This is a genomic window from Pseudomonas sp. T1.Ur, from assembly GCF_023516725.1.
GTDB lineage: Bacteria > Pseudomonadota > Gammaproteobacteria > Pseudomonadales > Pseudomonadaceae > Aquipseudomonas > Aquipseudomonas alvandae.
Genome location: NZ_JAMGSN010000001.1, coordinates 947,188 through 972,016 on the forward strand (window position 1 = coordinate 947,188; position 24,829 = coordinate 972,016).

19 protein-coding genes are annotated in these 24,829 nt (G+C 61.4%); 12 read left to right on the plus strand and 7 right to left on the minus strand.

Annotated features, from left to right (window positions below):
* Positions 1-62 precede the first annotated feature (62 nt).
* Positions 63-563, plus strand: coding sequence for a DUF2442 domain-containing protein (locus M8Q45_RS04485; RefSeq protein ID WP_249873730.1), 501 nt, complete (start codon positions 63-65; stop codon positions 561-563).
* Here M8Q45_RS04485 and M8Q45_RS04490 read toward each other — a convergent pair.
* The gene (locus tag M8Q45_RS04490; protein WP_249873731.1) at positions 560-1,636 is read right to left on the minus strand and encodes a DUF748 domain-containing protein; all 1,077 of its coding nucleotides are present in this window, start codon (positions 1,634-1,636) and stop codon (positions 560-562) included. The genes M8Q45_RS04485 and M8Q45_RS04490 overlap by 4 nt on opposite strands.
* A gap of 126 nt (positions 1,637-1,762) precedes the next feature.
* Between M8Q45_RS04490 and cysK the strand changes: the two genes are divergently transcribed.
* From cysK to M8Q45_RS04505, 3 genes are all read left to right on the plus strand, one after another.
* Positions 1,763-2,737: a cysteine synthase A gene (gene cysK, locus M8Q45_RS04495; RefSeq protein WP_030141173.1), complete on the plus strand. Its 975-nt coding sequence runs from the start codon at positions 1,763-1,765 to the stop codon at positions 2,735-2,737.
* Between the two features lie 347 nt (positions 2,738-3,084).
* The gene (locus tag M8Q45_RS04500) at positions 3,085-4,023 is read left to right on the plus strand and encodes an aspartyl/asparaginyl beta-hydroxylase domain-containing protein (RefSeq protein WP_249873732.1); all 939 of its coding nucleotides are present in this window, start codon (positions 3,085-3,087) and stop codon (positions 4,021-4,023) included.
* Positions 4,024-4,357: 334 nt separating this feature from the next.
* Complete coding sequence (locus tag M8Q45_RS04505; protein WP_249873733.1) at positions 4,358-5,221, plus strand: DMT family transporter; 864 nt, start codon at positions 4,358-4,360, stop codon at positions 5,219-5,221.
* Between the two features lie 110 nt (positions 5,222-5,331).
* On the opposite strand, the gene M8Q45_RS04510 is transcribed toward M8Q45_RS04505, so the two are convergent.
* Positions 5,332-6,222 (minus strand): DMT family transporter, encoded by an 891-nt coding sequence (locus M8Q45_RS04510; RefSeq protein WP_249873734.1) that lies wholly within the window; start codon positions 6,220-6,222, stop codon positions 5,332-5,334.
* A 130-nt stretch (positions 6,223-6,352) separates the two neighbouring features.
* On the opposite strand from M8Q45_RS04510, the gene aceK reads away from it, so the two are divergent.
* From aceK to M8Q45_RS04535, 5 genes are all read left to right on the plus strand, one after another.
* Positions 6,353-8,062 carry a bifunctional isocitrate dehydrogenase kinase/phosphatase gene (gene aceK, locus M8Q45_RS04515; RefSeq protein ID WP_249873735.1) on the plus strand — a complete coding sequence of 570 codons (1,710 nt, stop codon included), beginning with the start codon at positions 6,353-6,355 and terminating at the stop codon, positions 8,060-8,062.
* Positions 8,063-8,172: 110 nt separating this feature from the next.
* Complete coding sequence (hrpA, locus tag M8Q45_RS04520) at positions 8,173-12,084, plus strand: ATP-dependent RNA helicase HrpA (protein ID WP_249873736.1); 3,912 nt, start codon at positions 8,173-8,175, stop codon at positions 12,082-12,084.
* A gap of 338 nt (positions 12,085-12,422) precedes the next feature.
* The gene (locus M8Q45_RS04525; protein WP_249873737.1) at positions 12,423-13,544 is read left to right on the plus strand and encodes a beta-ketoacyl-ACP synthase III; all 1,122 of its coding nucleotides are present in this window, start codon (positions 12,423-12,425) and stop codon (positions 13,542-13,544) included.
* 429 nt (positions 13,545-13,973) lie between these two features.
* Entirely contained in the window at positions 13,974-15,284 is a 1,311-nt protein-coding gene (locus M8Q45_RS04530) for an OprO/OprP family phosphate-selective porin (RefSeq protein ID WP_249873738.1), read from the plus strand.
* A 138-nt stretch (positions 15,285-15,422) separates the two neighbouring features.
* Positions 15,423-16,547 carry a GNAT family N-acetyltransferase gene (locus M8Q45_RS04535; RefSeq protein WP_249873739.1) on the plus strand — a complete coding sequence of 375 codons (1,125 nt, stop codon included), beginning with the start codon at positions 15,423-15,425 and terminating at the stop codon, positions 16,545-16,547.
* A gap of 170 nt (positions 16,548-16,717) precedes the next feature.
* Here the strand turns inward: M8Q45_RS04535 and M8Q45_RS04540 are convergent, their stop codons facing one another.
* From M8Q45_RS04540 to M8Q45_RS04555, 4 genes are all read right to left on the minus strand, one after another.
* Positions 16,718-18,550, minus strand: a complete 1,833-nt coding sequence (locus tag M8Q45_RS04540) for an ABC transporter ATP-binding protein (RefSeq protein ID WP_198797172.1) — start codon at positions 18,548-18,550, stop codon at positions 16,718-16,720.
* An 83-nt stretch (positions 18,551-18,633) separates the two neighbouring features.
* Positions 18,634-19,197 (minus strand): peptidylprolyl isomerase, encoded by a 564-nt coding sequence (locus M8Q45_RS04545; protein WP_217860101.1) that lies wholly within the window; start codon positions 19,195-19,197, stop codon positions 18,634-18,636.
* 4 nt (positions 19,198-19,201) lie between these two features.
* Entirely contained in the window at positions 19,202-20,005 is an 804-nt protein-coding gene (locus M8Q45_RS04550; protein WP_249873740.1) for an alpha/beta fold hydrolase, read from the minus strand.
* A gap of 14 nt (positions 20,006-20,019) precedes the next feature.
* Positions 20,020-20,943, minus strand: a complete 924-nt coding sequence (locus M8Q45_RS04555) for a PA3225 family LysR-type transcriptional regulator (RefSeq protein ID WP_030141161.1) — start codon at positions 20,941-20,943, stop codon at positions 20,020-20,022.
* Positions 20,944-20,993: 50 nt separating this feature from the next.
* Between M8Q45_RS04555 and M8Q45_RS04560 the strand changes: the two genes are divergently transcribed.
* From M8Q45_RS04560 to M8Q45_RS04570, 3 genes are all read left to right on the plus strand, one after another.
* Positions 20,994-21,308: a hypothetical protein gene (locus M8Q45_RS04560; protein WP_030141160.1), complete on the plus strand. Its 315-nt coding sequence runs from the start codon at positions 20,994-20,996 to the stop codon at positions 21,306-21,308.
* 150 nt (positions 21,309-21,458) lie between these two features.
* Positions 21,459-22,058 carry an FMN-dependent NADH-azoreductase gene (locus tag M8Q45_RS04565; RefSeq protein WP_249873741.1) on the plus strand — a complete coding sequence of 200 codons (600 nt, stop codon included), beginning with the start codon at positions 21,459-21,461 and terminating at the stop codon, positions 22,056-22,058.
* Positions 22,059-22,397: 339 nt separating this feature from the next.
* Positions 22,398-23,264 (plus strand): carboxylate/amino acid/amine transporter, encoded by an 867-nt coding sequence (locus M8Q45_RS04570; RefSeq protein ID WP_249873742.1) that lies wholly within the window; start codon positions 22,398-22,400, stop codon positions 23,262-23,264.
* A gap of 123 nt (positions 23,265-23,387) precedes the next feature.
* Here M8Q45_RS04570 and M8Q45_RS04575 read toward each other — a convergent pair whose 3' ends face one another.
* Positions 23,388-24,686 carry a mechanosensitive ion channel family protein gene (locus tag M8Q45_RS04575; protein WP_249873743.1) on the minus strand — a complete coding sequence of 433 codons (1,299 nt, stop codon included), beginning with the start codon at positions 24,684-24,686 and terminating at the stop codon, positions 23,388-23,390.
* Positions 24,687-24,829 lie beyond the last annotated feature (143 nt).

The following is a 24,829-nucleotide window of genomic DNA, read 5'->3' on the forward strand; positions in this document are numbered from 1 at the left end:
ATGTTTTGGTCGCTGGACTGGGTCAGGGCTAATCAGGCGCAATCGCTGGAGGATTGGCAACGATGCTACCCATGAAAAGGCCGCGGTTATTAGCCGTGCAGCCTTCATTACCGTTCAGTCTCGAGTTGACGTTTATCGACGGCCAGCGATTGACGCTGGACTTGAGCGCCGACGTGCAACATTACCCTGGCTTGAAGCCCTTGTTGGATAAGGGCGCGTTTGCGGGTGCAACCCTCGGTGACGATGGCTGGAGCGTGGAATGGCCCGATCTGGATATCCAGATCGGCGCTGATACCTTGTATCTCGATGCGCTGGCGCAGAATGCCGTGGATGAAAACACCCGCATTTTCATCGACTGGCGCGCCCGCACCGGTTTGCCGCTGAACAAGGCAGCCGAAGCGCTGGGGGTCAGTGCTCGTAGTATCAGTCGCTACAGCGGCGGTCGTGAGGCTGTGCCGCGATCGCTGGCCCTGGCGTGCCTGGGCTGGGACTCGCTGCAAAGCGGAGCGGGCCGAGCAGTGGCTGAGCAAAAAGGCCGCTATCGCGTAACGCCCAAGACTTAATCCTTCGAAGGTGGCGGTTGTTCATAGCGGGCATTGAAGGCCTGGACGAAACCATTGCGCAGAATCTGCAGGAAGGCTTCGAAGGCGCTGATGTCCTGCTGATGGACATTGCCACTGAGCTCGACCCGGGTAGCAAACTGGTTCTTGCGCTGGTTTTTCAGAGCGGTTTCGCTTGTGCCGACCAAGGCTTCCCAGACCGAGCGGAAGATGTTCTTGTTCTGGTTCTCCACGTCTTGCTGCCAGTCGAATACGTCCACATCACGCAGCAGTGGCTTGATGTAGCCGCTGAGCCGGGCGTTGTCGGCTTCGGCCTCGATCACCAGGTCGCCGTGGCCGGCGTTGAAGTCGAATTTTCCATAGGCTGCGGCAAAATCGTTCAGGCGCTTGAGCTCGATGTGGGTGGCGCGCAAGCGGAAGTCGAAGTCCTCGAAATTGCTCAAGGGGTCGAATGTCGCCTGGACTTCCAGTGGTGCGTGTTCGGCCACCAGGGCCTTGCCTTCGAAACGGGCGTCGCGCTTGCCTTCGGTATCCACCACGTTGGTCAGGTTATAAAAGCTGGCGTTGACGTTGGTGGCCCGCAGGTTTACCGGCGGCTTGGAGTTGAAGTTGCGAAAGGTGAGCTTGCCGTCATTGATACGCACCTCGTTGAGTGTGATGGGCATCAGCTTGCTCAGTTGTTCTCGCCAGTTGGTGCCCCGGCCTGTCTGGGAATTCTCGCGGTTGGCCCCGCCGTCGACGAAGTTGACTTCTGGATGGGCGAACTCCACTTCGGCGACGACCGCATGGTCATACCACAGCGAGTGCCAGCTTACGGACAAGTCGACCAATGGGGCGTCGACGAACGGCACCGGGACCCTGCCGTCGACCTTGGTGATCTTCAGGCCATTGATCCGATAGGCGCCGCGCCAGAGGGCCAGATCGACGTCCGTGACTTGGCCGTGGTAATCGCCCATGTTGGCCAGTTTGTCGTTCAGGTAATCGCGCACCAGGTAAGGCAAGGCGAAATGCACGGCCACCAGCAACGCAACGATGGCGACGAATGTCCACAGTGGCCAGCTGTATCGACGCTTCATAAGAGTAGTCTCCGTTGTTAATGCCATTGACTGTTGCAACAACGGGAACGTTCGGTGCAACTGGACGGCCTTCGGCAACAGGCTTACCTTTAAACGCTAAATTTTCTCTGTATTAAGGACCCGGCCATGAGTCGTATATATGCTGACAACGCCCATTCCATTGGCAATACGCCATTGGTGCAGATCAATCGCATCGCCCCGCGCGGCGTGACCATCCTGGCGAAGATCGAAGGGCGTAACCCGGGTTACTCGGTCAAATGCCGGATCGGCGCGAACATGATCTGGGACGCGGAAAGCTCCGGCAAACTCAAGCCTGGCATGACCATTGTCGAGCCGACCTCAGGCAATACCGGTATCGGCCTGGCGTTCGTGGCCGCCGCCCGTGGCTACAAGCTGACGCTGACCATGCCCGCCTCGATGAGCATCGAGCGGCGCAAAGTGCTCAAGGCCCTGGGCGCGGAGCTGGTGCTCACCGAACCGGCCAAGGGCATGAAAGGCGCCATCGAGAAAGCCGCCGAGATCATGGCCAGCGACCCGTCGAAATATTTCATGCCGCAGCAGTTCGATAACCCGGCGAACCCGGCGATCCACGAGAAAACCACCGGTCCGGAAATCTGGAACGATACCGATGGCGCGGTAGACGTGCTGGTCGCTGGCGTAGGCACCGGCGGAACCATTACCGGGGTTTCGCGGTATATCAAGAACACCTGTGGCAAGCCGATCCTGTCGGTGGCGGTGGAGCCCGAAGCTTCGCCGGTGATCACCCAGGCACTGGCGGGACAGGAGATCAAGCCCAGCCCCCACAAGATCCAGGGGATCGGCGCGGGTTTCGTGCCGAAGAACCTCGACCTGTCGATCGTGGACCAGGTCGAGCGGGTCACGGATGACGAGTCCAAGGCCATGGCCCTGCGCTTGATGCAGGAAGAGGGCATTCTTTGCGGCATTTCCTGCGGCGCAGCCATGGTCGTGGCGGCGCGCCTGGCGGAGAAGCCGGAAATGCAGGGCAAGACCATCGTCGTGATCCTGCCGGATTCGGGCGAACGGTACCTGTCGAGCATGCTGTTCAGCGATTTGTTTACCGAGCAGGAGATTCAGCAGTAACCACAGGGAGTGGCGCAGGGCTTTCTGTGGCGAGGGGATTTATCCCCGCTGGGCTGCGAGCAGCCCCCATTGCGATCAATTGCAGGATCTGTTTGGCCTTGTTGGGGTCGCTTCGCGACCCAGCGGGGATAAATCCCCTCGCCACAATAGGTTTAGTTGCTCTGAAGATTGATTCGGTGTCAGCCAAGGTTCAGGCGACACATGTTAACAAGGGCTTTGTTGCGTAATCCTCAACAGTGAATGTTGCGCCCGGCGGTGTTTAATCGGGATAGGGACGTATAACATGGCCGGCCGCCGCGTCGGGCTGATGACGTTGCGTAAGTGGTTCCAGACAAGGAGTTGAAAGAATGACCGTTTCGTTTGTCGCCAAGGCCTCGGTGCTGCTGCTTTTCCTGGGCAGTACGCTGTATGTGCATCTGCGTGGCAAGGCGCGTTTGCCGGTGCTGCGCCAGTTCGTCAACCATTCGGCATTGTTCGCCCCTTACAACGCCTTGATGTACCTGTTTTCCGGCGTGCCCTCCAAGCCTTACCTCGATCGCAGCAAGTTCCCCGAACTGGACGTGCTCAAGGAGAACTGGCAAGTGATCCGCGACGAAGCGATGCAACTGTTCGACGAGGGTTACATTCGCGCCGCCGAGAAAAACAACGATGCCGGCTTTGGCTCGTTTTTCAAGAAGGGCTGGAAGCGTTTCTACCTCAAGTGGTACGACAAACCGCTGCCGTCGGCCGAGTTGCTGTGCCCCCGGACCGTCGAGCTGGTCAGCCAGATCCCCAATGTGCGAGGCGCGATGTTTGCCTTGTTGCCGGGGGGCAGCCACCTGAACCCCCATCGCGATCCCTTCGCCGGGTCCCTGCGTTACCACCTGGGGCTGTCGACGCCCAATTCTGATGATTGCCGGATCTTCGTCGACGGGCAGATCTACGCCTGGCGCGACGGTGAAGACGTGATGTTCGATGAAACCTATGTGCATTGGGTCAAGAATGAAACATCGCAGACGCGTGTGATTCTGTTCTGCGATGTCGAGCGGCCGTTGAGCAACCGGTTGATGACCCGGCTCAACCGCGCCATCAGCGCCTTCCTCGGGCGGGCCACCGCACCGCAGAACCTTGATGACGAACGTGTCGGCGGTATCAACCGGGCCTATGCCTGGAGCAAGTCGTTCAGCGACGGCATCAGTGGCAAGGTCAAGCAATTCAAGCGCAAGCACCCCAAGGCCTATCGGGTCATGCGTCCCGTCCTGGCCGTAGCCGTATTCACGGCGCTGGGCTACTGGTTGTTTGTCTAGATATTGCGTTATGCATCGAGCGCTGGTTATAGTCGGCGCTCGGTTTTCGGACCCATCCCCCAAGAGATCGGCTCATGCCTGCATTCCCTTTCACCGCGGTCGTGGTTCCAGCGTTCAACGCTGGCGTCGTGCCGTGCGGGAATAGGTCGCCTGAGCAGATCGGTCAATACCCTCCACCTGTCAGTCGCTCACCGGTATACGCCTGCGTATCACCGTCGGGTGTTGGCGTTCAGGGCTGATCGGCAACGGTTGCCGTTCCCTGTGCCCGCCTGAAAAAACGACTGGATTTCAGCTTCGGCTGAGTTGGCTTCTTGCCTGACTACAGGTGGTATTCATGTTTTCCCTTTCCAAAAACGCCTTATTGGCGATGGCTTCCACGAGCCTGTTCGTTCTGCTGTGGAGCAGCGGGGCGATTTTTTCCAAACTGGGCCTGGCCCATGCGTCACCTTTCGCTTTCCTGCTGATCCGTTTTGCTATCGCACTGTGTGCGTTGGTGCTGTTGATACCCATGTTGAAGTTCACGTTGCCCAAAGCCGGCAAGCCGATGTGGTACGCGGCGGCGACCGGGCTGGTGTTGTTGGGTGCCTACCAGATTTTCTATCTGCTGGCGCTGCAACTGAACGTCACCCCCGGGGTGATGGCGACGCTGATGGGCGTGCAGCCGATCCTTACCGTGGTGCTCATGGAACGCCAGCGTTCCTGGCAGCGGATGTTCGGCCTGGCGCTGGGATTGGTGGGTTTGATCATGGTGGTGTACCAAGGCATCGGCCTGGCCGGTATGTCCCTGGCGGGCATGCTGTGCGGGTTGTTGGCGCTGGTGAGCATGACGGCGGGGTCCATCATGCAGAAGCGCATCACCAATAACCCGCTGGGCACATTGCCGGTCCAGTACTTGGCCGGGCTCGTGTTATGTGCGGTGTTCGTTCCGTTCCAACCCTTCCACTTCGAGCACAACGCGGGTTTCATCGTGCCGGTGTTGTGGATGGGGCTGGTGGTGTCGGTGTTGGCGACGTTGCTGCTGTACCGGCTGATCGCCCGGGGCAACCTGGTCAACGTCACCAGTCTTTTCTACCTGGTGCCGGCGGTGACGGCGATCATGGACTACCTGGTGTTCGGCAACCGGTTGGCGTTGTTGAGCTTGCTGGGGATGGGGCTGATCATTGTTGGGCTGGTGTTTGTGTTTCGTAAGAGCCGATAGCTAATCGCTGGCAGCACCATCGCTTTCGCGAGCAGGCTCGCTCCCACAGGTTACGCGCAATCCCTGTGGGAGCGAGCCTGCTCGCGAAGCTTTTCGGCTACACCCATGAACTACCGGCTAGACACCGCAGGCTTCAACACCAACCACAACGCCGCCGCAATCAACACCCCGCCATACACATGCGCCATGCCCAACGGCTCATCCAGCAACAACGCGCCCCACAACACCCCGAACGGCGGGATCAGAAAAGTCGTGGTCATGGATTTGACCGGGCCGATGGAGCTCAGCAGCCGAAAATAAAGGATGTAGGCCAGCGCCGTACACACCAGGCCCAGGCCCAGCAGCGACAGCCAGACGCTCCAGCCACCCCAACTGGCCGGCGGTTGGGTGATCACGCTGTAGCCAAACAGCGGCAGCAAGAAGAGCGTGGCGCCGAACATGCTGCCCAGGGCGGACAGGCGACTGTCCAGGCCGCCTTGATGATCGAGCCAGCGCCGGGTGAGGAAGCCGGCAAAGCCGTAGCAGGTGGTTGCGAGCAGACAGGCGAGGGCGCCCATCAGCAGTTGCAGGTCGAACGCCACCGGGCCGGCCCGGGTAAGGATCGCGACGCCCATCAGGCCGAGAAAGACCCCGCTGACCTTCGCCGCCGTGAGTGGCTCGCGGAAAAACAGCCCACCGATCAACACGCCCATCAGCGGTGTCGTCGCGTTGAAGATCGCCGAATAACCGGCCGGCAACACTTGCGCTGCCAGGGAGTAGAACGTTGCCGGAATACCCGAGTTGATCAAGCCCAGTACCATCACGGCTTTCAGCTTGCCGCGAAAATTCCAGTCGACGCGCATCAGCGCAAGAATGACTAACAGGCCGACGAAGGCGATGGAAACGCGGAAGAAGGCCGTGGGAATCGTGCCGATGACCGGGGCGATGATGCGCATGAACAAAAAACTCGCGCCCCAGATGGCGGCCAGTGACAGCAAACGCAGGATATCGACGAGGTTCACGAATGTGTCCTTCCTTGATCGGGCCGCAAGTGTCGCCCCGCCAAACACCGATGGCAATGGTTGCGTTGCCGAGCAATTGACCTCTAAGCTCAATCGCCAATAACAAGCATGACCCGCCGAGGTTTACCCTATGCCGCAGCCATGGCCCGCCACCGATATCGCCCGTTCGATCCTCGACGGCTTCGACGATTATCGTGAGCATTTCCGGCAGATCACCGATGGCGCCCGCGCCCGGTTCGAGCAGGCCCAATGGCTGGAGGCGCAAGCGGCATCGGCGGCGCGCATCAATCTGTATGAAGAAAAAGTCTTCGAAACCGTCGCCAGGTTGCGCAACGCCTTCGCTGCCGAATCCCTGATGGATGTCGGCTGCTGGCCGCTGGTGAAAAGCGCCTACATCAGCCTGATCGACCTGCGCTTTGACGACGAATTGTCGGAGACCTGGTACAACTCGATCTTCTGCGGCCTGTTCAGCCATGACCTGATCAGCGACGGCACCATGTTCATCCACACGACCCGGCCGAGCCTGCGCCGCGCCCGTGCGGCCCAGACCCGTAGCTACAAGCCCCAAGGGCAACTGGACAAGATGCTGGTGGCGATCTTCGCCGATTATCGCTTCAGCGAGGATTACGCCGACCTGGCCGGCGACCTGCAACGCCTCGAAAGCCAACTGCGGGAGAACCTGCCGGACTGGGTCTGCAAGGACCCGGAACTGACGGTCGAACTGTTTTCCTCGGTGCTCTATCGCAACAAGGGCGCCTACCTGGTGGGCCGCATCTACACCCGCGACGACCAATGGCCGCTGGTGATCCCGCTGCTGCACCGCGAAGGTCGCGGTATCCAGATCGACGCGCTGATTACCGACGAGGCGCAGGTGTCGATCATCTTCTCGTTCACCCGCTCGTACTTCATGGTGGACGTGCCGGTGCCGGCAGAATTCATCGGCTTTCTCAAGCGCATCCTGCCGGGCAAGCACATCGCCGAACTGTACACCTCGATTGGCTTCTACAAGCACGGCAAGTCGGAGTTCTACCGCGCCTTGATCAACCACCTGGCAAACACCGACGATCGGTTCATCATGGCGCCGGGCGTGCGCGGCATGGTCATGAGCGTATTTACCCTGCCGGGCTTCAACACGGTATTCAAGATCATCAAGGACCGTTTCTCGCCGTCGAAAAATGTCGATCGGGCCACGGTCATCGAGAAGTACCGACTGGTGAAAAGCGTCGACCGGGTCGGGCGCATGGCCGATACCCAGGAATTCGCCGATTTCCGCTTTCCCCTGAGCAAGTTCGAGCCGGCCTGCCTTGAAGAATTGCTCGAGGTGGCGCCGTCCACGGTGTCGGTGGAGGGCGACACGGTGTTGATTCGCCACTGCTGGACCGAACGCCGGATGACGCCCCTGAACCTCTACCTGGAAAGCGCCAGCGAAGCCCAGGTGCGCGAGGCGCTGGAAGATTATGGCCTGGCGATCAAGCAACTGGCGGCGGCCAATATCTTCCCCGGCGACATGCTGCTCAAGAACTTCGGCGTGACCCGCCATGGCCGCGTGGTGTTCTACGACTACGATGAAATCTGCTTCCTCACCGAAGCCAACTTCCGCCACATCCCCCAGCCCCGCACGCCGGAAGACGAAATGGCGTCCGAGCCCTGGTATTCCATCGGCCCGCTGGACGTCTTCCCCGAAGAATTCCCGCCGTTCCTGTTCGCCGATGCCGGCCAGCGCAAGCTCTTCGACCAGTTGCATGGCGAGCTGTACAACGCCGACTACTGGAAAAGCCTGCAAGAGGCGATTCGGGCGGGGAAGGTGATCGATGTGTTCCCGTATCGGCGTAAGGGGTAGAAGCAGCTTCAAGCTTCAAGCGGCAAGTTTCGGGTTTCAGGCCGGTGCCGCTTGCAACTTGTCGCTTGCAGCTTGAAACTTGCCGCTGCTCCTACTCCCCTGCGTACCTGATGACCGACCAAGCCCCCACCATCGACAAACTGCTGAAAAACCTCGATCACGCCATGCTCGCCGACCGGCACCGGTTGCGGCGGCAGTTGCTCGAGCTGCGCAAGAAACCCGACGAAGCCAAGCTGGCCCAGTGGGTGGCGCGCATGCAGGCGTCGTGCGACCAGGTGCTGGCGCGCAAGGCGAGCGTGCCGTCGATCCGCTACGACGACAACTTGCCGATTGCCGCCAAACGCGACGAGATCAAGGAAGCGCTGCTCAAGCATCAGGTGTTGATCATCGCCGGCGAAACCGGCTCGGGCAAAACCACTCAGTTGCCGAAGATCTGCCTGGAAATCGGCCGCGGCCAGCAGGGCTTGATCGGCCACACCCAGCCGCGCCGCATCGCGGCCCGCAGCGTGGCGAGCCGGGTCGCTGATGAACTGGCCACGCCGTTGGGCGCGCTGGTGGGTTATCAGGTGCGGTTCGAGGACCAGAGCGACGCCAACACCCTGATCAAGCTGATGACCGACGGTATCCTGCTGGCCGAAACCCAGAACGACCGTTACCTCGAACGCTACGACACGATCATCGTCGACGAAGCCCACGAGCGCAGCCTGAACATCGACTTCCTGCTCGGCTACCTCAAGACCCTGCTGCCGCGTCGTCCGGACCTGAAAGTCATCATCACCTCGGCGACCATCGACCTGGAGCGCTTCTCCAAGCATTTCGATGACGCGCCAATCGTTGAAGTCTCGGGCCGCACCTTCCCGGTGGAAACCTGGTATCGCCCGCTGACGCTGGAGCAGGATGAGGAGGGCAACCGGGTCGAGGACGACTTGACCGTCGACCAGGCGATCCTCGCCACCCTCGACGAAATCGCCGCCTACGAGCGCAGCGAACGGCGCAGTCCCGGCGATGTGCTGGTGTTCCTGCCGGGCGAGCGGGAGATTCGCGACGCCGCGGAGATGCTGCGCAAGGCCCAGCTCAAGCACACCGAAATCCTGCCGCTGTATGCGCGCTTGTCGCCTGCCGAACAACAACGGATCTTCCAGTCCCACCCGGGGCGTCGCGTGGTGCTGGCGACCAACGTCGCCGAAACCTCGCTGACCGTGCCGGGCATCCGCTACGTGATCGACAGCGGCACCGCGCGCATCAGCCGCTACAGCTATAGGGCCAAGGTCCAGCGCTTGCCCATCGAAGCCATTTCCCAGGCCAGCGCCAACCAGCGCAAGGGCCGCTGCGGACGGGTCGAGCCGGGGATTTGCGTGCGCCTGTACAGCGAGGAAGATTTCCTCAGCCGTCCCGAGTTCACCGATCCGGAAATCCTGCGCACCAACCTGGCGGCGGTGATCCTGCAGATGCTGCACCTGCGGCTTGGCGAAATCACCGACTTCCCGTTCATCGAGCCGCCGGACGGCAAGGCCATCAGCGACGGTTTCAACCTGTTGCAAGAACTCTCGGCGGTGGACCGCAACAGCCAGCTGACGCCGTTGGGGCGGCAGCTGGCGCGTTTGCCGGTGGACCCGCGCATGGGGCGCATGCTGTTGGAGGCGGCGAAACTGGGCAGTCTCCAGGAAGTGCTGATCGTCGCCAGCGCCATGTCGATCCAGGATCCGCGCGAACGTCCGCCGGAGCGCCAACAGGCCGCCGACCAGGCCCATGCCCAATGGAAGGATGCGGATTCGGACTTTGCCGGGCTGGTCAATCTGTGGCGCGGCTTCGAAGAGCAGCGCCAGGCCTTGACCGCCAGCCCGCTGCGCAACTGGTGCCGCAAGAATTTCCTCAACTATCTACGCCTGCGCGAATGGCGCGATTCCCATCGCCAGTTGAGCCTGATCTGCCGCGACATGCAGCTGAGCCTCAACAAGGACCCGGCCGACTACCCGAAACTGCACAAGGCCGTACTGTCGGGCCTGTTGAGCCAGATCGGCCAGAAAACCGAAGACGGCGATTACCTCGGCGCTCGCCAGCGACGCTTCTGGGTCCACCCCTCGTCAGGCCTGGGCAAGAAGCGTCCGCAGTGGCTGATGACCGCCGAGCTGGTGGAAACCACCAAGTTGTACGCACGCATGGTGGCGAAGATCGAGCCGGACTGGATCGAACCGCTGGCCGGGCACCTGATCAAGAAAAACCACTTCGAGCCCCATTGGGAGAAGAAGCGCGGGCAAGTGGTGGCCTACGAGCAGATCACGCTGTTCGGGCTCATCGTCGTCGGTCGCCGGCCGGTTCACTACGGGCCGGTGGACCCGGTGGTGTCCCGCGAATTGTTCATCCGCGAGGCGCTGGTGCGCGGCGAGATCCAGTCCAAGGCCAAGTGCCTGAGCGCCAACACGCGCTTGCTGGAACAGCTCGATGAACTCGAAGCCAAGGCCCGTCGTCGCGACATTCTCGCCGACGAGGAAACCCTGTTCGCCTTCTACGATGCGCGCCTGCCCGCCGAGATCCACCAGACCGCGACGTTCGACAGCTGGTACCGGATCAACAGCCAGAAAGACCCGCAGCTGCTGATCATGCGTGAAGAAGACGTACTGGCCCGCGAGGCCAGCGAGGTGACGGCCAATCTGTATCCCGACACCTTGCGCGTCGGCGACCTGACCTTGCCGTTGAGCTATCACTTCGAGCCCAACCATCCCCGCGACGGCGTGACCTTGCGGGTGCCTGCGCCGCTGCTGCCGATGCTGCCGCCGGAGCGCCTGGAGTGGCTGGTGCCGGGGATGATCGAAGCCAAGTGCATCGCCCTGGTGCGCAACCTGCCCAAGGCCTTGCGCAAGAATTTCGTGCCGGTGCCGGACTTCGTCAAGGCGGCGCTGCAGCGCATCACGTTTGCCGAGGGCTCGTTGCCGCAGTCATTGGGGCGTGAGCTGCTGCGCATGACCGGTGCGCGGGTCAGTGACGAAGCCTGGGCCGAAGCGGCGCTGCAGGTGGACAGCCATTTGCGCATGAACCTGGAAATCGTCGACGGCCAGGGCAAGTTTCTCGGCGAGGGACGCGACCTGGCCGAACTGACCGCGCGGTTTGCCGAAGCCAGCCAGGCCGCGTTGGCCGTGCCGCAAACGGCCAAGAGCCAGGCGCCGGTGGAGGCGAAAGTCTTCGCGCCGGTGGCCGAGAAAACGCAGCAGAAGATTGCCGGGTTGTCGATGACGATCTACCCGGCGTTGGTGGAAGAGGGCGGCGTGGTCAAGGAAGGACGCTTCCCGACCCCGGCCGAAGCCGAGTTCCAGCATCGTCGCGCGTTGCAGCGCTTGCTCATGCAGCAACTCGCCGAAACGGCGAAATTCCTCCGTGGCAAGCTGCCGGGATTGACCGAGTTGGGCCTGCTTTATCGCGATCTGGGACGCGTCGACGGTCTGGTGGAGGACATCCTGCTGGCCAGCCTCGACAGCTGCATCCTCGAAGGCGAGCCGAGCCTGCCCCGTGACGGTGTCGCACTGGCGGCTCTGGCCGAACGCAAGCGCGGCGGCTGGACCGAGCACGCCGAACGCCTGGCGAAGCTGACCCTGGACATCCTCAAGCTCTGGCACGGCCTGCAAAAACGCTTCAAGGGCAAGATCGACCTGGCCCAGGCCGTGGCGCTGAATGACATCAAGCAGCAGCTTAGCCACTTGGTGTATCCGGGCTTCGTGCGGGAAACCCCGCACCAATGGCTCAGGGAGCTGCCGCGCTACCTCAAGGCCATCGAGCAACGCTTCGAAAAACTCGGCAGCCAGGTGCAGAAGGACCGGGTCTGGAGCGGCGAGCTGTCCAACCTCTGGGCGCAATACCAGGCCCGCGCCAGCAAACACGCCCAGGAAGGCAAGCGCGACCCGCAATTGGAGCTGTACCGCTGGTGGCTAGAAGAATACCGCGTGTCGCTGTTTGCCCAGCAGTTGGGGACCAAGGTGCCGATTTCCGACAAGCGCCTGGGCAAGCAGTGGGGGTTGGTGGAGGGGTGATGGCACACACCATCAACCCCCTGTGAAGCCCTGTGGGAGCGAGCTTGCTCGCGATAGCGGTGTATGAGTCAACATCAATGCAGGCTGAACCCCCGCCATCGCGAGCAAGCTCGCTCCCACAGGGTAGGGTGTTGTAGTGAATGGAGAATGGGCCAAACGCCAGCGTTTATGGCAAACTTCGCGCCTATAAATGCCGGTCCCGTGGTTTTGCGCTTCAATCTCACGGGCGGATCGGAATAAAGCGATGCCTGGGCTGCTTCCCCGGATGGGAAAAGTCCCTTTGTGTGTTGGTACGTCGGTGCCAATACTTTCTGCCTGAACAGATCAGAGACACGACCATGCATAACGTCGTCATCAGCGGCACCGGCCTGTACACCCCGGCCAACAGCATCTCCAACGAAGAGCTGGTGCAATCTTTCAATACCTATGTCGCGCAGTTCAACGCCGATAACGCCGAAGCCATCGAGCGCGGCGAAGTGGAAGCATTGACCGAATCCAATGCGGCGTTCATCGAAAAGGCGTCGGGCATCAAGAGCCGCTTTGTCATGGACAAGGACGGTATCCTCGATCCACAGCGCATGACCCCACGCCTGCCCGAGCGCTCCAACGACGAGTGGTCGGTGCTTTGCGAAATGGCCGTCGGCGCCGCGAAACAAGCCCTTGAGCGCGCCGGCCGCAGCGCTGCCGACATCGACGGCGTGATCGTCGCCTGCTCCAACCTGCAGCGTCCATACCCGGCGATCGCCATCGAAGTCCAGGAAGCCCTGGGCATCGAAGGTTTTGGTTTCGACATGAACGTGGCCTGTTCCTCGGCGACGTTCGGCATCCAGGCCGCCGCCAACAGCGTGCAACTGGGCCAGGCCCGGGCGATCCTGATGGTCAACCCGGAAGTGTGCACCGGCCACCTGAATTTCCGTGACCGCGACAGCCATTTCATCTTCGGCGACGCGGCCACGGCCGTGATCATCGAGCGCGCGGACCAGGCGACCTCGCCGTACCAGTTCGACGTGGTCAGCACCAAGCTGCTCACCAAGTTCTCCAACAACATCCGCAACAACTTCGGCTTCCTCAACCGCGCGGCGGAAGAGGGCATCGGCACGCGGGACAAACTGTTCGTCCAGGAAGGCCGCAAGGTGTTCCGTGATGTCTGCCCGATGGTGGCTGAGCTGATCGGCGCTCATTTGGCAGAAAACCAGCTGAACGTCGGCGAAGTGAAGCGCTTCTGGCTCCACCAGGCCAACCTGAGCATGAACCAGCTGATCGTGCGCAAGCTGCTGGGACGCGAAGCCACCGAAGAGGAAGCCCCGGTGATCCTCGACCGCTACGCCAACACTAGCTCGGCCGGTTCGGTGATTTCATTCCACATGTACCAGGATGACTTGCCCAGCGGTTCGGTCGCGGTGCTCAGTTCGTTTGGCGCCGGCTATTCGATCGGCAGCGTGATTCTGCGCAAGCGTTGATCTGCCCCTGCTCGATTTCCTGTGGCGAGGGAGCTTGCTCCCGCTGGGGTTTGTAGGAGCTGGCGAAGCCTGCGATCTTTTGATCTTTGATCTTTGATCTTTCGCTTGGGATTCAAGTGTCTGGGGAAAGATCGCAGCCTCGCTTCGCTCGGCAGCTCCTACGCAGCTCCTACGCAGCGCCTACAGCCCAGCGGGAGGCGCTTCATCGCCCAAAACGCCTGCCGCCGCTCTAGCTTGCCGCTCGCAGCTCCCCGCTCGAAGCTGCTCTTTTTTTATTCCCTTTCGAAGTAAAAAGTTCCGCTGTCATAAAACCTTTATGTGATAGCAACTCGCCTGACATCACCCATCGCCAAGATCCCCTCCCAACACCAGCGGGCCCAGTTCCGCGTGTTTTCTAACGCATAGACTACCAACTAGGGGAATTCTTCGATGATCCGTAAGCACTTCGCAGGTGTTGCCGCCAGCGCACTGGCAATGGCAGTAACCGCCCAGGCTTTCGCCGGCACCGTGACCACTGACGGCGCCGATATCGTGGTCAAGACCAAGGGCGGCCTGGAGGTCGCTACCACTGACAAAGAGTTCAGCTTCAAGCTCGGCGGTCGTTTGCAGGCTGACTACAGCAAATTCGATGGTATCTACACTGACAACGGCAACTCGGCAGACGCCGCTTACATCCGCCGCGCCTTCCTGGAATTGTCCGGCGTGCTGTACACGGACTGGGCCTATACCATCAACTACGACATGTCCCACAACAGTGGCGACTCCGACAACGGCTACTTCGACGAAGCGTCGCTGGCCTACAACGGCTTCAAGCCTGTTTCGATCAAAGTCGGTCGTTTCGACCCCGATTTCGGCCTGGAAAAAGCCACCAGCTCCAAGTGGGTGACCGCTCCAGAGCGTAACGCCGCCTACGACTTGATCGACTGGGCCAACAGCCACCAGAACGGCCTGGGCCTCCAGGCGTCGAGCACCTTCGCCGATTCGTTCTATGCCTCGGCTGGCGTCTTCAGCAAGGACACCGACGACACTGACGGCGACAGCGTCAAGCAGGTCAACGGCCGTTTCGTCTTCGCGCCGATGCACGACGCCGGCAACGTGCTGCACTTCGGCCTGAACGTGGCTTCCCGTGACGTGTCCGACACCGTGTTCGATGCGCGCTACCGCTCCCGCCTGGGCATGCGTGGCGTTGAAACCCTGGGCGGCAATGACGCCGGTCCAAACGGCAACCGTCCGGTACTGGGCGGCGCCAACAACTCCCCGGCCGGCTCGTACGACCGTGACACCGCGTTCGGCCTGGAAGCTGCTTTCGCCATGGGCCCGGCGTCGATCCAAGGTGAATACATCACCCGCAAGACCAAGGCTGACGCCGACGGTTTCGAAGACATCAAGGGCCACGGTTTCTACGTCCAGGGCGCGTACACCCTCACTGGCGAGTCCCGTGGTTATAAAGTCGGCAAGTTCGACGCGATCAAACCTCAGAACAAGTCCATCGGCGCCTGGGAAGTGTTCTACCGCTACGACAGCATGACCGTCGAAGACGACAACATCACCACCGCGACCGCCACCCGCGAAGTGGGTGATGCCGAAGCCAAGGTGCACAACCTGGGCGTGAACTGGTACGCCAACGAAGCGGTGAAAATCTCGGCCGCCTACGTCAAGGCCAAGACCGACAAGGTCACCAACGTCAACGGCGATGACGACGGCGACGGTTTTGTCATGCGCGCCCAGTACGTGTTCTAAATCGCTGACCTGATACACCGCTACATCTTCATCCGTTACAGCTCCTTTGAACCCCGCCTCTGGCGGGGTTTTTTTATCCCCGTCTGCTCAGGATCGGCGATACTCGCGCAATCCGTCGTCTGGATCCCGGGGAACCGCATGCCGCTTCACGTCTTGGACAGCCTGTCCGCCATCGCGCCACACGAGTGGGACGCGCTGGTGCCCGTCAACCAACCCTTCCTGCGCCACGCCTTTCTCACCGCCCTGGAAGACAGCGCCAGCCTGGGCTCGCATACCGGGTGGCAGCCCGAGCACCTGCTGCACTTCGAGGAAGGGCGGCTGCTGGCGGCGTTGCCCAGCTATCGCAAATGGCACTCCTATGGCGAGTATGTGTTCGATCACGGCTGGGCCGACGCTTGCGCCCGGGCCGGCATCGACTATTACCCCAAGCTGCTGACGGCGGTGCCGTTCAGTCCGGTGAGTGGCCCGCGACTGTTGACGGCGCGTGCGGAGGATGGCCTGGAGTTGCTGGGCAGCTTGCCGGGTTACTTGGAAATCGAGGGGCTTTCCAGCGCCCACATCAACTTCACCGATGCCTTCACCGATGCGGCACTGGCCGGGCAGGAGGGCTGGTTGCAGCGGATCGGCTGCCAATACCACTGGCAGAATCGCGGCTATCGGGACTTCCAGGATTTCCTCGATGCGCTCAGTTCCCGCAAGCGCAAGCAGATGCGCAAGGAGCGCGAACAGGTGGCGGGGCAGGGCATTGATTTCGAATGGCTGGAAGGCCATCAACTGGACGAAGCAGCGTGGGATTTCGTCTACGCCTGTTACGCCAACACCTACGCGGTGCGTCGTCAGGCGCCCTATCTGACCCGTGCGTTCTTCAGCGTGCTGGCCGAGCGTATGCCCGAGGCCATTCGCGTGGTGCTGGCCAAGCAAGGCTCACGGCCCGTGGCGATGGCGTTCAGCCTGGTGGGCGGCGACAGTTTCTATGGACGTTACTGGGGATGCCTGGCGGAATTCGATCGCCTGCATTTCGAGACGTGTTTCTACCAGGGCATGGACTACGCGATTGCTAACGGCCTGCAGCGTTTTGACGCCGGAGCCCAGGGCGAGCACAAGTTGATCCGCGGGTTCGAACCGGTGATCACGCGCTCGTGGCACTACCTGCGTCATCCAGGCCTGAAAGCGGCGGTGGCGGATTTTCTAGCTCGCGAACACGAGGGCGTGCTGGCGTATGCCGAAGAGGCCAGGACGGCACTGCCTTATCGGCAGTGTTGAATAGTCCGGTACGCACTGACTCCCGCTGGGCTCTGTAGGAGCTGGCGAAGCCTGCGATCTTTTGATCGTTTTGATCTTTCGCTTGGGATTCATGTGTCCTTGGAAAGATCGCAGCCTCGCTTCGCTCGGCAGCTCCTACATAGCTCCTACGCCCCAGCGGGAGATAGAGATCAATCGATCCCCACGAACCCACCCGTCTGATGCTGCCACAGCCGCGCATACAACCCACCCTGGGCCAACAGCTCGGCATGGCTGCCTGTCTCGGCGATGCGCCCCTTCTCCAGCACCACCAGCCGGTCCATCCGGGCGATGGTGGAGAGGCGGTGGGCGATGGCGATCACGGTCTTGCCTTGCATCAGCGTCTCGAGGCTTTCCTGGATCGCCGCCTCGACTTCCGAGTCCAGCGCGGAGGTCGCTTCGTCCATGATCAGGATCGGCGCATCCTTGAGCAGCACCCGAGCGATGGCGATGCGCTGGCGCTGGCCGCCGGAGAGCTTCACGCCGCGCTCGCCGACGTGGGCATCGAAACCGGTGCGGCCTTCGGCGTCCGAGAGCAGCGGGATGAACTCATCCGCCCGGGCCTTGTGCACCGCCTCCCAGAGTTGCGCGTCGGTGGCGTCGGGCTTGCCGTAAAGCAGGTTGTCGCGGATCGAACGGTGCAGCAGCGACGTGTCCTGGGTGATCATGCCGATGCGCGCGCGCAGGCTTTCCTGGCCGACGTGGGCAATGTCCTGGCCATCGATGAGGATGCGCCCGCCCTGGACGTCATAAAGACGCAACAGCAGGTTCACCAGCGTCGATTTACCTGCGCCGGATGGTCCGATCAGGCCGATTTTCTCGCCCGGCTTGATCACCAGGTTCAGGTCGCCGATCACGCCGCTTTTCTTGCCGTAGTGGAAATCCACGTGCTCGAAGCGCACCTCGCCCTGGGCCACCGCGAGCGGCTTGGCCTGCTCGCGGTCGGTGACGCTGACGGGTTGGGAGATGGTCTGCAAGCCATCCTGGACCATGCCGATGTTTTCGAAGATGCCGGTGACCACCCACATGATCCAGCCAGACATGTTGACGATGCGGATCACCAGGCCGGTGGCCAGCGCAATCGCGCCGACGCTGATCAGCGATTGGGTCCACAACCACAGCGCCAGGGCCGTGGTGCCCGCGATCAGCAAGCCGTTCATGCTGGTGATGACCACGTCCATGCTGGTCACCACGCGGCCGGCCAGTTGGGCTTTTTCGGTCTGTTCTTCGATGGCTTCGCGGGCGTATTGCTGTTCGAAGTTGGTGTGGGCGAACAGTTTCAGGGTGGTGATATTGGTGTAGCCATCGACGATCCGCCCCATCAGCTTGGAGCGGGCATCGGACGACACCACGGAGCGTTCCTTGACCCGGGGTACGAAGTAATACAGCGCGCCGATGTAGGCCGCGATCCACATCAACAGCGGAATCATCAGGCGCCAATCGGCTTCGGCGAACAGCACCAGGGAACTGATGGCATAGATCAGCACGTGCCACAACGCATCCACGGCCTGCACCGCCGAGTCCCGCAAGGAGTTGCCGGTCTGCATGATGCGTTGGGCGATGCGCCCGGCGAAATCGTTCTGGAAGAAGTTGAGGCTCTGCTTGAGCACGTAGCTGTGGTTCTGCCAGCGGATCAGGCTGGTCATGCTCGGGCTTAGGGTCTGGTGGACCAGCAGGTCATGCAGGGCCACGAAGATCGGCCTGAACACCAGCGCAACCACGGCCATCCAGGCCAGTTCAAGGCCGTGGACCTTGAAGAAGTCGGCGCTGGGCGTCGCCTGGGTCAGGTCGATGATACGGCTCAGGTAGCTGAACAGCGCCACTTCGATCAGCGCGCCGATCAGGCCAACCACCAATAGCGCGGCGAAGCTGGGCCAGACTTGTTTCAGGTAATAGGTGTAGAAGGGCAGGACGCGGTTCGGCGGGGCCGATGTCGGGGCGTCGCGGAAGATGTCGATCAGTTTTTCGAAACGGCGATAAACCATGGGTACATAGCCCGGGCAGGGCTCTCCTTTTTTGCTGTGGGCGGCGCGGGATCGCCGACGCCGCCCAGGCTTGCCCTGCGGGTTTAGTCGATGCGCTTGGCCGACTTGATGATCACAGGGTCGATCGGCACGTTTTGCATGCCTTGTTTGGTGGTGGTCTGGGAGTTGACGATGATGTCCACCACGTCCATGCCCTTGACCACCTTGGCGAACACCGCGTAGCCGGCATCGCGACCCGGATCCAGGAAGGCGTTGTCGGCCACGTTGATGAAGAACTGGCTGGTGGCCGAGTCCGGGTTGGAGGTGCGGGCCATCGACAAGGTGCCGCGCACGTTGTGCAGCCCATTGCTGGCTTCGTTCTTGATCGGCGCCTTGGTGTCTTTCTGTTGCATCTGCTGGGTAAAGCCGCCGCCCTGGGCCATGAAGCCCGGGATCACGCGGTGGAAAATCGTGTTGTTGTAGAAGCCGCTGTCGACGTACTCAAGGAAGTTCTTGGTACTGATAGGGGCCTTCACCGGGTCCAGTTCGATTTCGATCTGGCCGTTGGTGGTGTCCAGCAAGACGTGCGGCGCCTTGGCCGGTTGCGCGGCCATCAGGTTGGCAGCAAAGAGGACGGAGCCGGCGGCGAGGGCGAGTTTTTTCAGCATGGGTTCAATGATCCTGGGTAGTGGAATCGATAGCGGTCAAGAATTCGAGCAGGGTCTGGTTGAAGCGTTCAGGTTGATCCAGCGGCGTAGCGTGCCGTGAATCGGTGATGACTGCCAGTCGTGCGTCAGGCAATAGCTTTACATAAGCCTCTTTCAGCGCCACCGGGGTGTAGTCGTGATCGGCGCAAATAATGAGGGTTGGACAGGCAACTTGCGCCAGGCGTTCCTGTACGCCCCAGCCGACAATGGCGTCGAAGCTGGCGAGATAAGCACGTTTGTCGTTCGTTGCCCAGCGCCGGGCCATTTCCAGGCGCAGCTCGGTCTGTTCGGGCTTGGGAAACAGCTTGGCGCCGAGGGCCTTGCCGATGGTTTCCAGGCTGAGCAGGCGCATCAGGCTCCAGCGCTTGAACCATTGCCAGCAATCATCGGGCGTGCGGACCTTGACCTCGGGGGCACTGTTGACGATGCACAGGCTCTTGACCCGCTCGGGCTCGTCCACGGCCAGTTGGAAACAGATCATGCCGCCCATGGACCAGCCCACCAGGTGCACGGCCCCCAGGTCGAGGTGGTCGATCAGCGCGCCCAGGTCAGCGCTGAAACCGGCGATGCTGTAGCGCTCGCGTGGCTTGTCGGAGCGACCGTGGCCGCGCACATCCATCACGATCAGGCGATAGCGGGCGGACAGCACCGGGATCTGCTTTTCCCAGTCCCGTGTGCTGGAACCCAGCCCGTGGACCAACACCAGGGGCGCGCCTTGGCCATATTCCTCGTAGTGCAGGTTGCAACCTTCGTGCGCAAAATAGGCCATCGGCGAAGTCCTTGTCAGGCTTGTTCAGGGGCGGCAAACGGTGCATCCAGCGGCGCCGTGTCAAAGGTGCGCAGCAGTTCGATGAGGATTTGCGTGGCCGGGCCCAGGGGTTTTTCCTTGTTGGAGAACAGATAGAAGGTCGAATTGCGGCTGCCTCCCTGCTCCAAGGGTAGACGCTTGAGCAAGCCTTCCTTGAGTTCTCGTTCGATCATGTGCCGGGGCAGCCAGGCGAATCCCAGGCCACTGCCGACAAAAGTCGCGGCAGTGGCGAGGCTACCGACGGTCCAGCGTTGTTCGGCGCCGAGCCAGCCGACGTCCCTGGGCTGTTGGCGGCCGGAGTCGCGGATGACCACTTGCAGGTGGCTTTCCAGATCCTGGAAGTTCAGCTCGCGGTTGAGGCGGTGCAGGGGATGCTCGGGATGGGCCACCGCGATGAACTCGACGTCGCTCAATTCCGCGCCCAGGTAACCGGGAATGCTGAAGCCGCTGATGGCCAGGTCGGCCACGCCTTCGAGTAGCACTTCTTCGACGCCGGACAACACTTCCTCACGCAGCCGCACCCGGCAGCCTCGGCTCTGCGGCATGAACGCCGTCAGTGCCCGGACGAGGCGGGCACTCGGGTAGGCCGCGTCGACCACCAGGCGCACCTCCGCTTCCCAACCTTGCTCCATGTGGTGAGCCAGGTCTTCCAGTTGGCTGGCCTGCTTCACCAGTTGCCGCGAGCGGCGCAACAATACGCCGCCGGCCTCGGTCAGCACGGCCTTGCGTCCATCGATGCGCAGCAGCGGCACGCCGAGCTGGTCCTGCATGCGGGCCACGGTGTAGCTCACCGATGATTGGGAGCGGTGCAGCACTTCGGCGGCCTGGGCGAAACCACCGTGGTCCACCACCGCCTGCAACGTTCGCCATTGATCAAGGGTCACGCGGGGCGCTTTCATATTGAGCTCCTCTTGTCCTAAGCTGGCGGTCCCTTGGTGGAGACTGCCGAATGAAAAAAATCTGTTGTGCGCTGCTGGCCCTGCTGCCGCTGACTGCCTTTGCCTACCCGATCGACGTGGAAAAACACCTCAACGGCCTGAGCATCGACTACAACGCCTACGACACTGATGCCGACATCGGCTCGATCCAGGTCAACAACTACGGCAGCACCGATGCGGCCTGCAAGGTGGTGTTTCGCAACGGCCCGGAAGCGCCGCGCACCCGCAACATCGAAGTCGCCGCCGGCAAGTTCAAGAACGCCACCGCCAAGTTCAACCGCAACATCATCAAGCTGCGCATCGAGCTGACCTGCAAGCCGAAATAGCCAGCGGCGGGGCAGCGTCCTAAAGCTTGCTCCGCTTATAAACGAAAATATCGATGCATTACAGCAATTATTTGCGCTTTTTCATCGATATGATCGCGCTTAACCTTCACTCCATCGACTGACAACATTTTCAGATGGAGCCTACAAGCCATGTCCCGCGTCCTGATCATCGAAAGCAGTGCCCGCCAGCAAGATTCGGTTTCCCGTCAACTGACCCAAACCTTCATCAGCCAGTGGAAAGCTGCGCATCCGTCCGATGAAATCACCGTTCGTGACCTGGCCGTCAATCCGGTGCCGCACCTGGATGCCAACCTCCTGGGCGGCTGGATGAAGCCGGCCGAGCAGCGCAATGACATCGAAAATGCGTCGTTGGAGCGCTCCAACCAACTGACCGAAGAGCTGCTGGCTGCCGACGTACTGGTCATGGCCGCGCCGATGTACAACTTCGCGATCCCCAGCACCTTGAAAGCCTGGCTCGACCACGTGCTGCGTGCCGGTGTGACCTTCAAGTACACCCCCACCGGCCCTCAGGGACTGCTGACCGGTAAACGTGCCTTCGTGCTCACCGCACGCGGCGGCATTCATGCTGGTGGCGCTTCCGATCACCAGGAACCGTACCTTCGCCAGGTCATGGGTTTCATCGGTATTCATGACGTGACCTTCATCCACGCCGAGGGCATGAACCTGGGCGGCGACTTCCAGGAGAAGGGGTTGAACCAGGCCAACGCCAAGCTTTCCCAGGTCGCCTGAACCGTTAATCCTCGGGTAATCGCCGGGTGGTCTAGTGACTCGGCGCTTCCCTTCAAACCGTTTTGCGCATCGAACCTCCCTTTGCACTTTTGCTCCTGAGTGCATCAGCCCGATTGAACGCTTTAGCGAGATCGGGCTTTTTTTTGTATGGGATTTGATGGGCTCCAAGGACCCTGTGGGAGCGAGCTTGCTCGCGATAGCGGTGGATCAGCCATGTAGATGTTGACTGGCCGGCCGCCATCGCGAGCAAGCTCGCTCCCACAAGGTCCTGCGTGTCGAGAGAGTCGCGACAACCACCAAAACCCGCTATCTTCGCCGCCATTCAAAGCGAGGGGCGGTATGGGCTATCTACTTTTTGTGACCTTGATCCAGGCATTTTCCTTCAGCCTGATCGGCGAATACCTTGCAGGGCACGTCGACAGTTATTTCGCGGTGCTGGTGCGGGTCGTGCTGGCGGGGCTGGTGTTCATTCCCCTGACGCGCTGGCGTCAGGTCGAGCCATCGTTCAGGCGCGGGATGCTGTTGATTGGCGCCTTGCAGTTCGGCGTGACCTACGTCTGCCTCTACCTGAGTTTCCGGGTATTGACGGTGCCGGAAGTGCTGCTATTTACCATCCTCACGCCGCTGCACGTGACTTTGATCGAAGACGCCCTCAACCGGCGCTTCAATCCCTGGGCACTGATCGCGGCACTGGTGGCTGTGGTCGGCGCGGCGGTGATTCGCTACGACCGGATCAACCCGGACTTCTTCATGGGCTTCTTGCTCCTGCAACTCGCCAACTTCACCTACGCGGCCGGGCAGGTGCTGTACAAGCATTTGGTGGCGCGTCACCCCAGCGATCTGCCGCATTACCGGCGTTTTGGTTATTTCTACCTCGGCGCGCTGATGGTGGCGTTGCCGGCGTTCCTGCTGTTCGGCAAGGCTGATTTCTGGCCCGAAGCACCGTTGCAGTGGGGCGTGCTGGTCTTCCTCGGCCTGGTCTCCACCGCGTTGGGGCTGTACTGGTGGAACAAGGGCGCGTGCCTGGTCAACGGCGGCACGCTGGCGGTGATGAACAACTTGCACGTGCCGGTGGGGCTGCTGGTGAACCTGCTGATCTGGAACCAGCACGAGGCGCTGGGGCGGTTGCTGCTGGGCGGGTCGGTGATATTGGCGGCGGTGTGGATCAGTCGGTTGGGGGTACGACAACCTAAGCTTTCACCCTGAGTCCTGAATATGAACCCTGTGGGAGCGAGCTTGCTCGCGATGGCGGAGTATCAGTCAGCATCTATTTTTCTGACACACTGCTATCGCGAGCAAGCTCGCTCCCACAGGGGGATGGGGTTGGCTTTAGACCACCTGCTTCTGCGCCTCCGGCAGGTGACTCGCCCCCAGCACCGCCGGCAGCAACCCCGCCCGCAGATCCGTGCCGCTCGGCTGTTGGTACAAGCCCAACCCGAACTCCGGCATCACCGCCAGCAGGTAATCGAAAATATCCCCCTGGATGCGCTCGTAGTCGGCCCACACGGTGGTGCCGGTGAAGCAGTAGATTTCCAGCGGGATGCCCTGGGCGGTGGTCTGTAGCTGGCGCACCATGCACGTCATGTTCGGCTGGATCTCCGGGTGGCTTTTCAAATAGGCCAGGGCATAGGCGCGGAAAGTGCCCAGGTTGGTCATCCGCCGACGGTTGGCCGACATCGCCGCGACGTTGCCCTGGGCTTCGTTCCAGGCCTTGAGCTCGGCCTGTTTGCGGCCCATGTAGTCGGTCAGCAGGCGAACCTGGGACAGGCGCTGCTCTTCGTCGTCATGCAGGAAACGCACGCCGCTGGCATCGATGAACAGGCTGCGCTTGATCCGTCGTCCGCCGGATTGCTGCATGCCGCGCCAGTTCTTGAACGACTCGGACATCAACCGCCAGGTCGGGATCGAGACGATGGTCTTGTCGAAGTTCTGCACCTTGACCGTGTGCAGCGTGATGTCCACCACATCGCCGTCGGCGCCCACCTGCGGCATCTCGATCCAGTCGCCGACCCGCAGCATGTCGTTGCTGGTCAACTGCACGCTGGCGACGAACGACAGCAGCGTGTCCTTGTAGACCAACAGGATCACCGCCGACATCGCACCCAGGCCCGACAGCAGCAACAACGGCGAACGATCGATCAGCGTGGCGACGATGATGATCGCGCCGAACACATACAGCACCATTTTCGTCAGTTGCACATAGCCCTTGATCGAGCGGGTGCGTGCGTGTTCGGTGCGGGCGTAGACGTCCAGCAGGGCGCTGAGCAGGGCACTGATGGCGAGCAACATGAACAGGATGGTGAAGGACAGCGCGACGTTGCCCAGGAAAACCGTGCTGGTCTTGCTCAGCCCCGGCACCAGGTGGAGGCAGGACTGAATGATCAGCGACGGCGTCGTCTGCGCCAGGCGATGAAAGACTTTGTTCTGGCGCAGGTCGTTGACCCAGTGCAGGGCCGGTTGCCGGCCGATCAGCTTGGCGCCGTGCAGGATCAGGTAGCGCGCCACGCGCCCGAGCACCAATGCGATCGTCACCAGCAGCACCAGCGCAAGGCCGGAATGCAGCAGCGGATGTTGATCCAGGGCGCCCCAGAAATCCTGGAGGTTGAGCCAGAGTTGTTTGATATCCATGGGCGAGACGGTCTTCTGTGAGCGCGATGGGGCGAATTAGAGCATTTAAGCGCCGCGAAGTGACCGTTGATCGTGAATCCAGTCATCAAAACACGTCGATTTGCTGCCGTTTGCACAAAGAAACTCGGCCTTCGCGCTCGAAA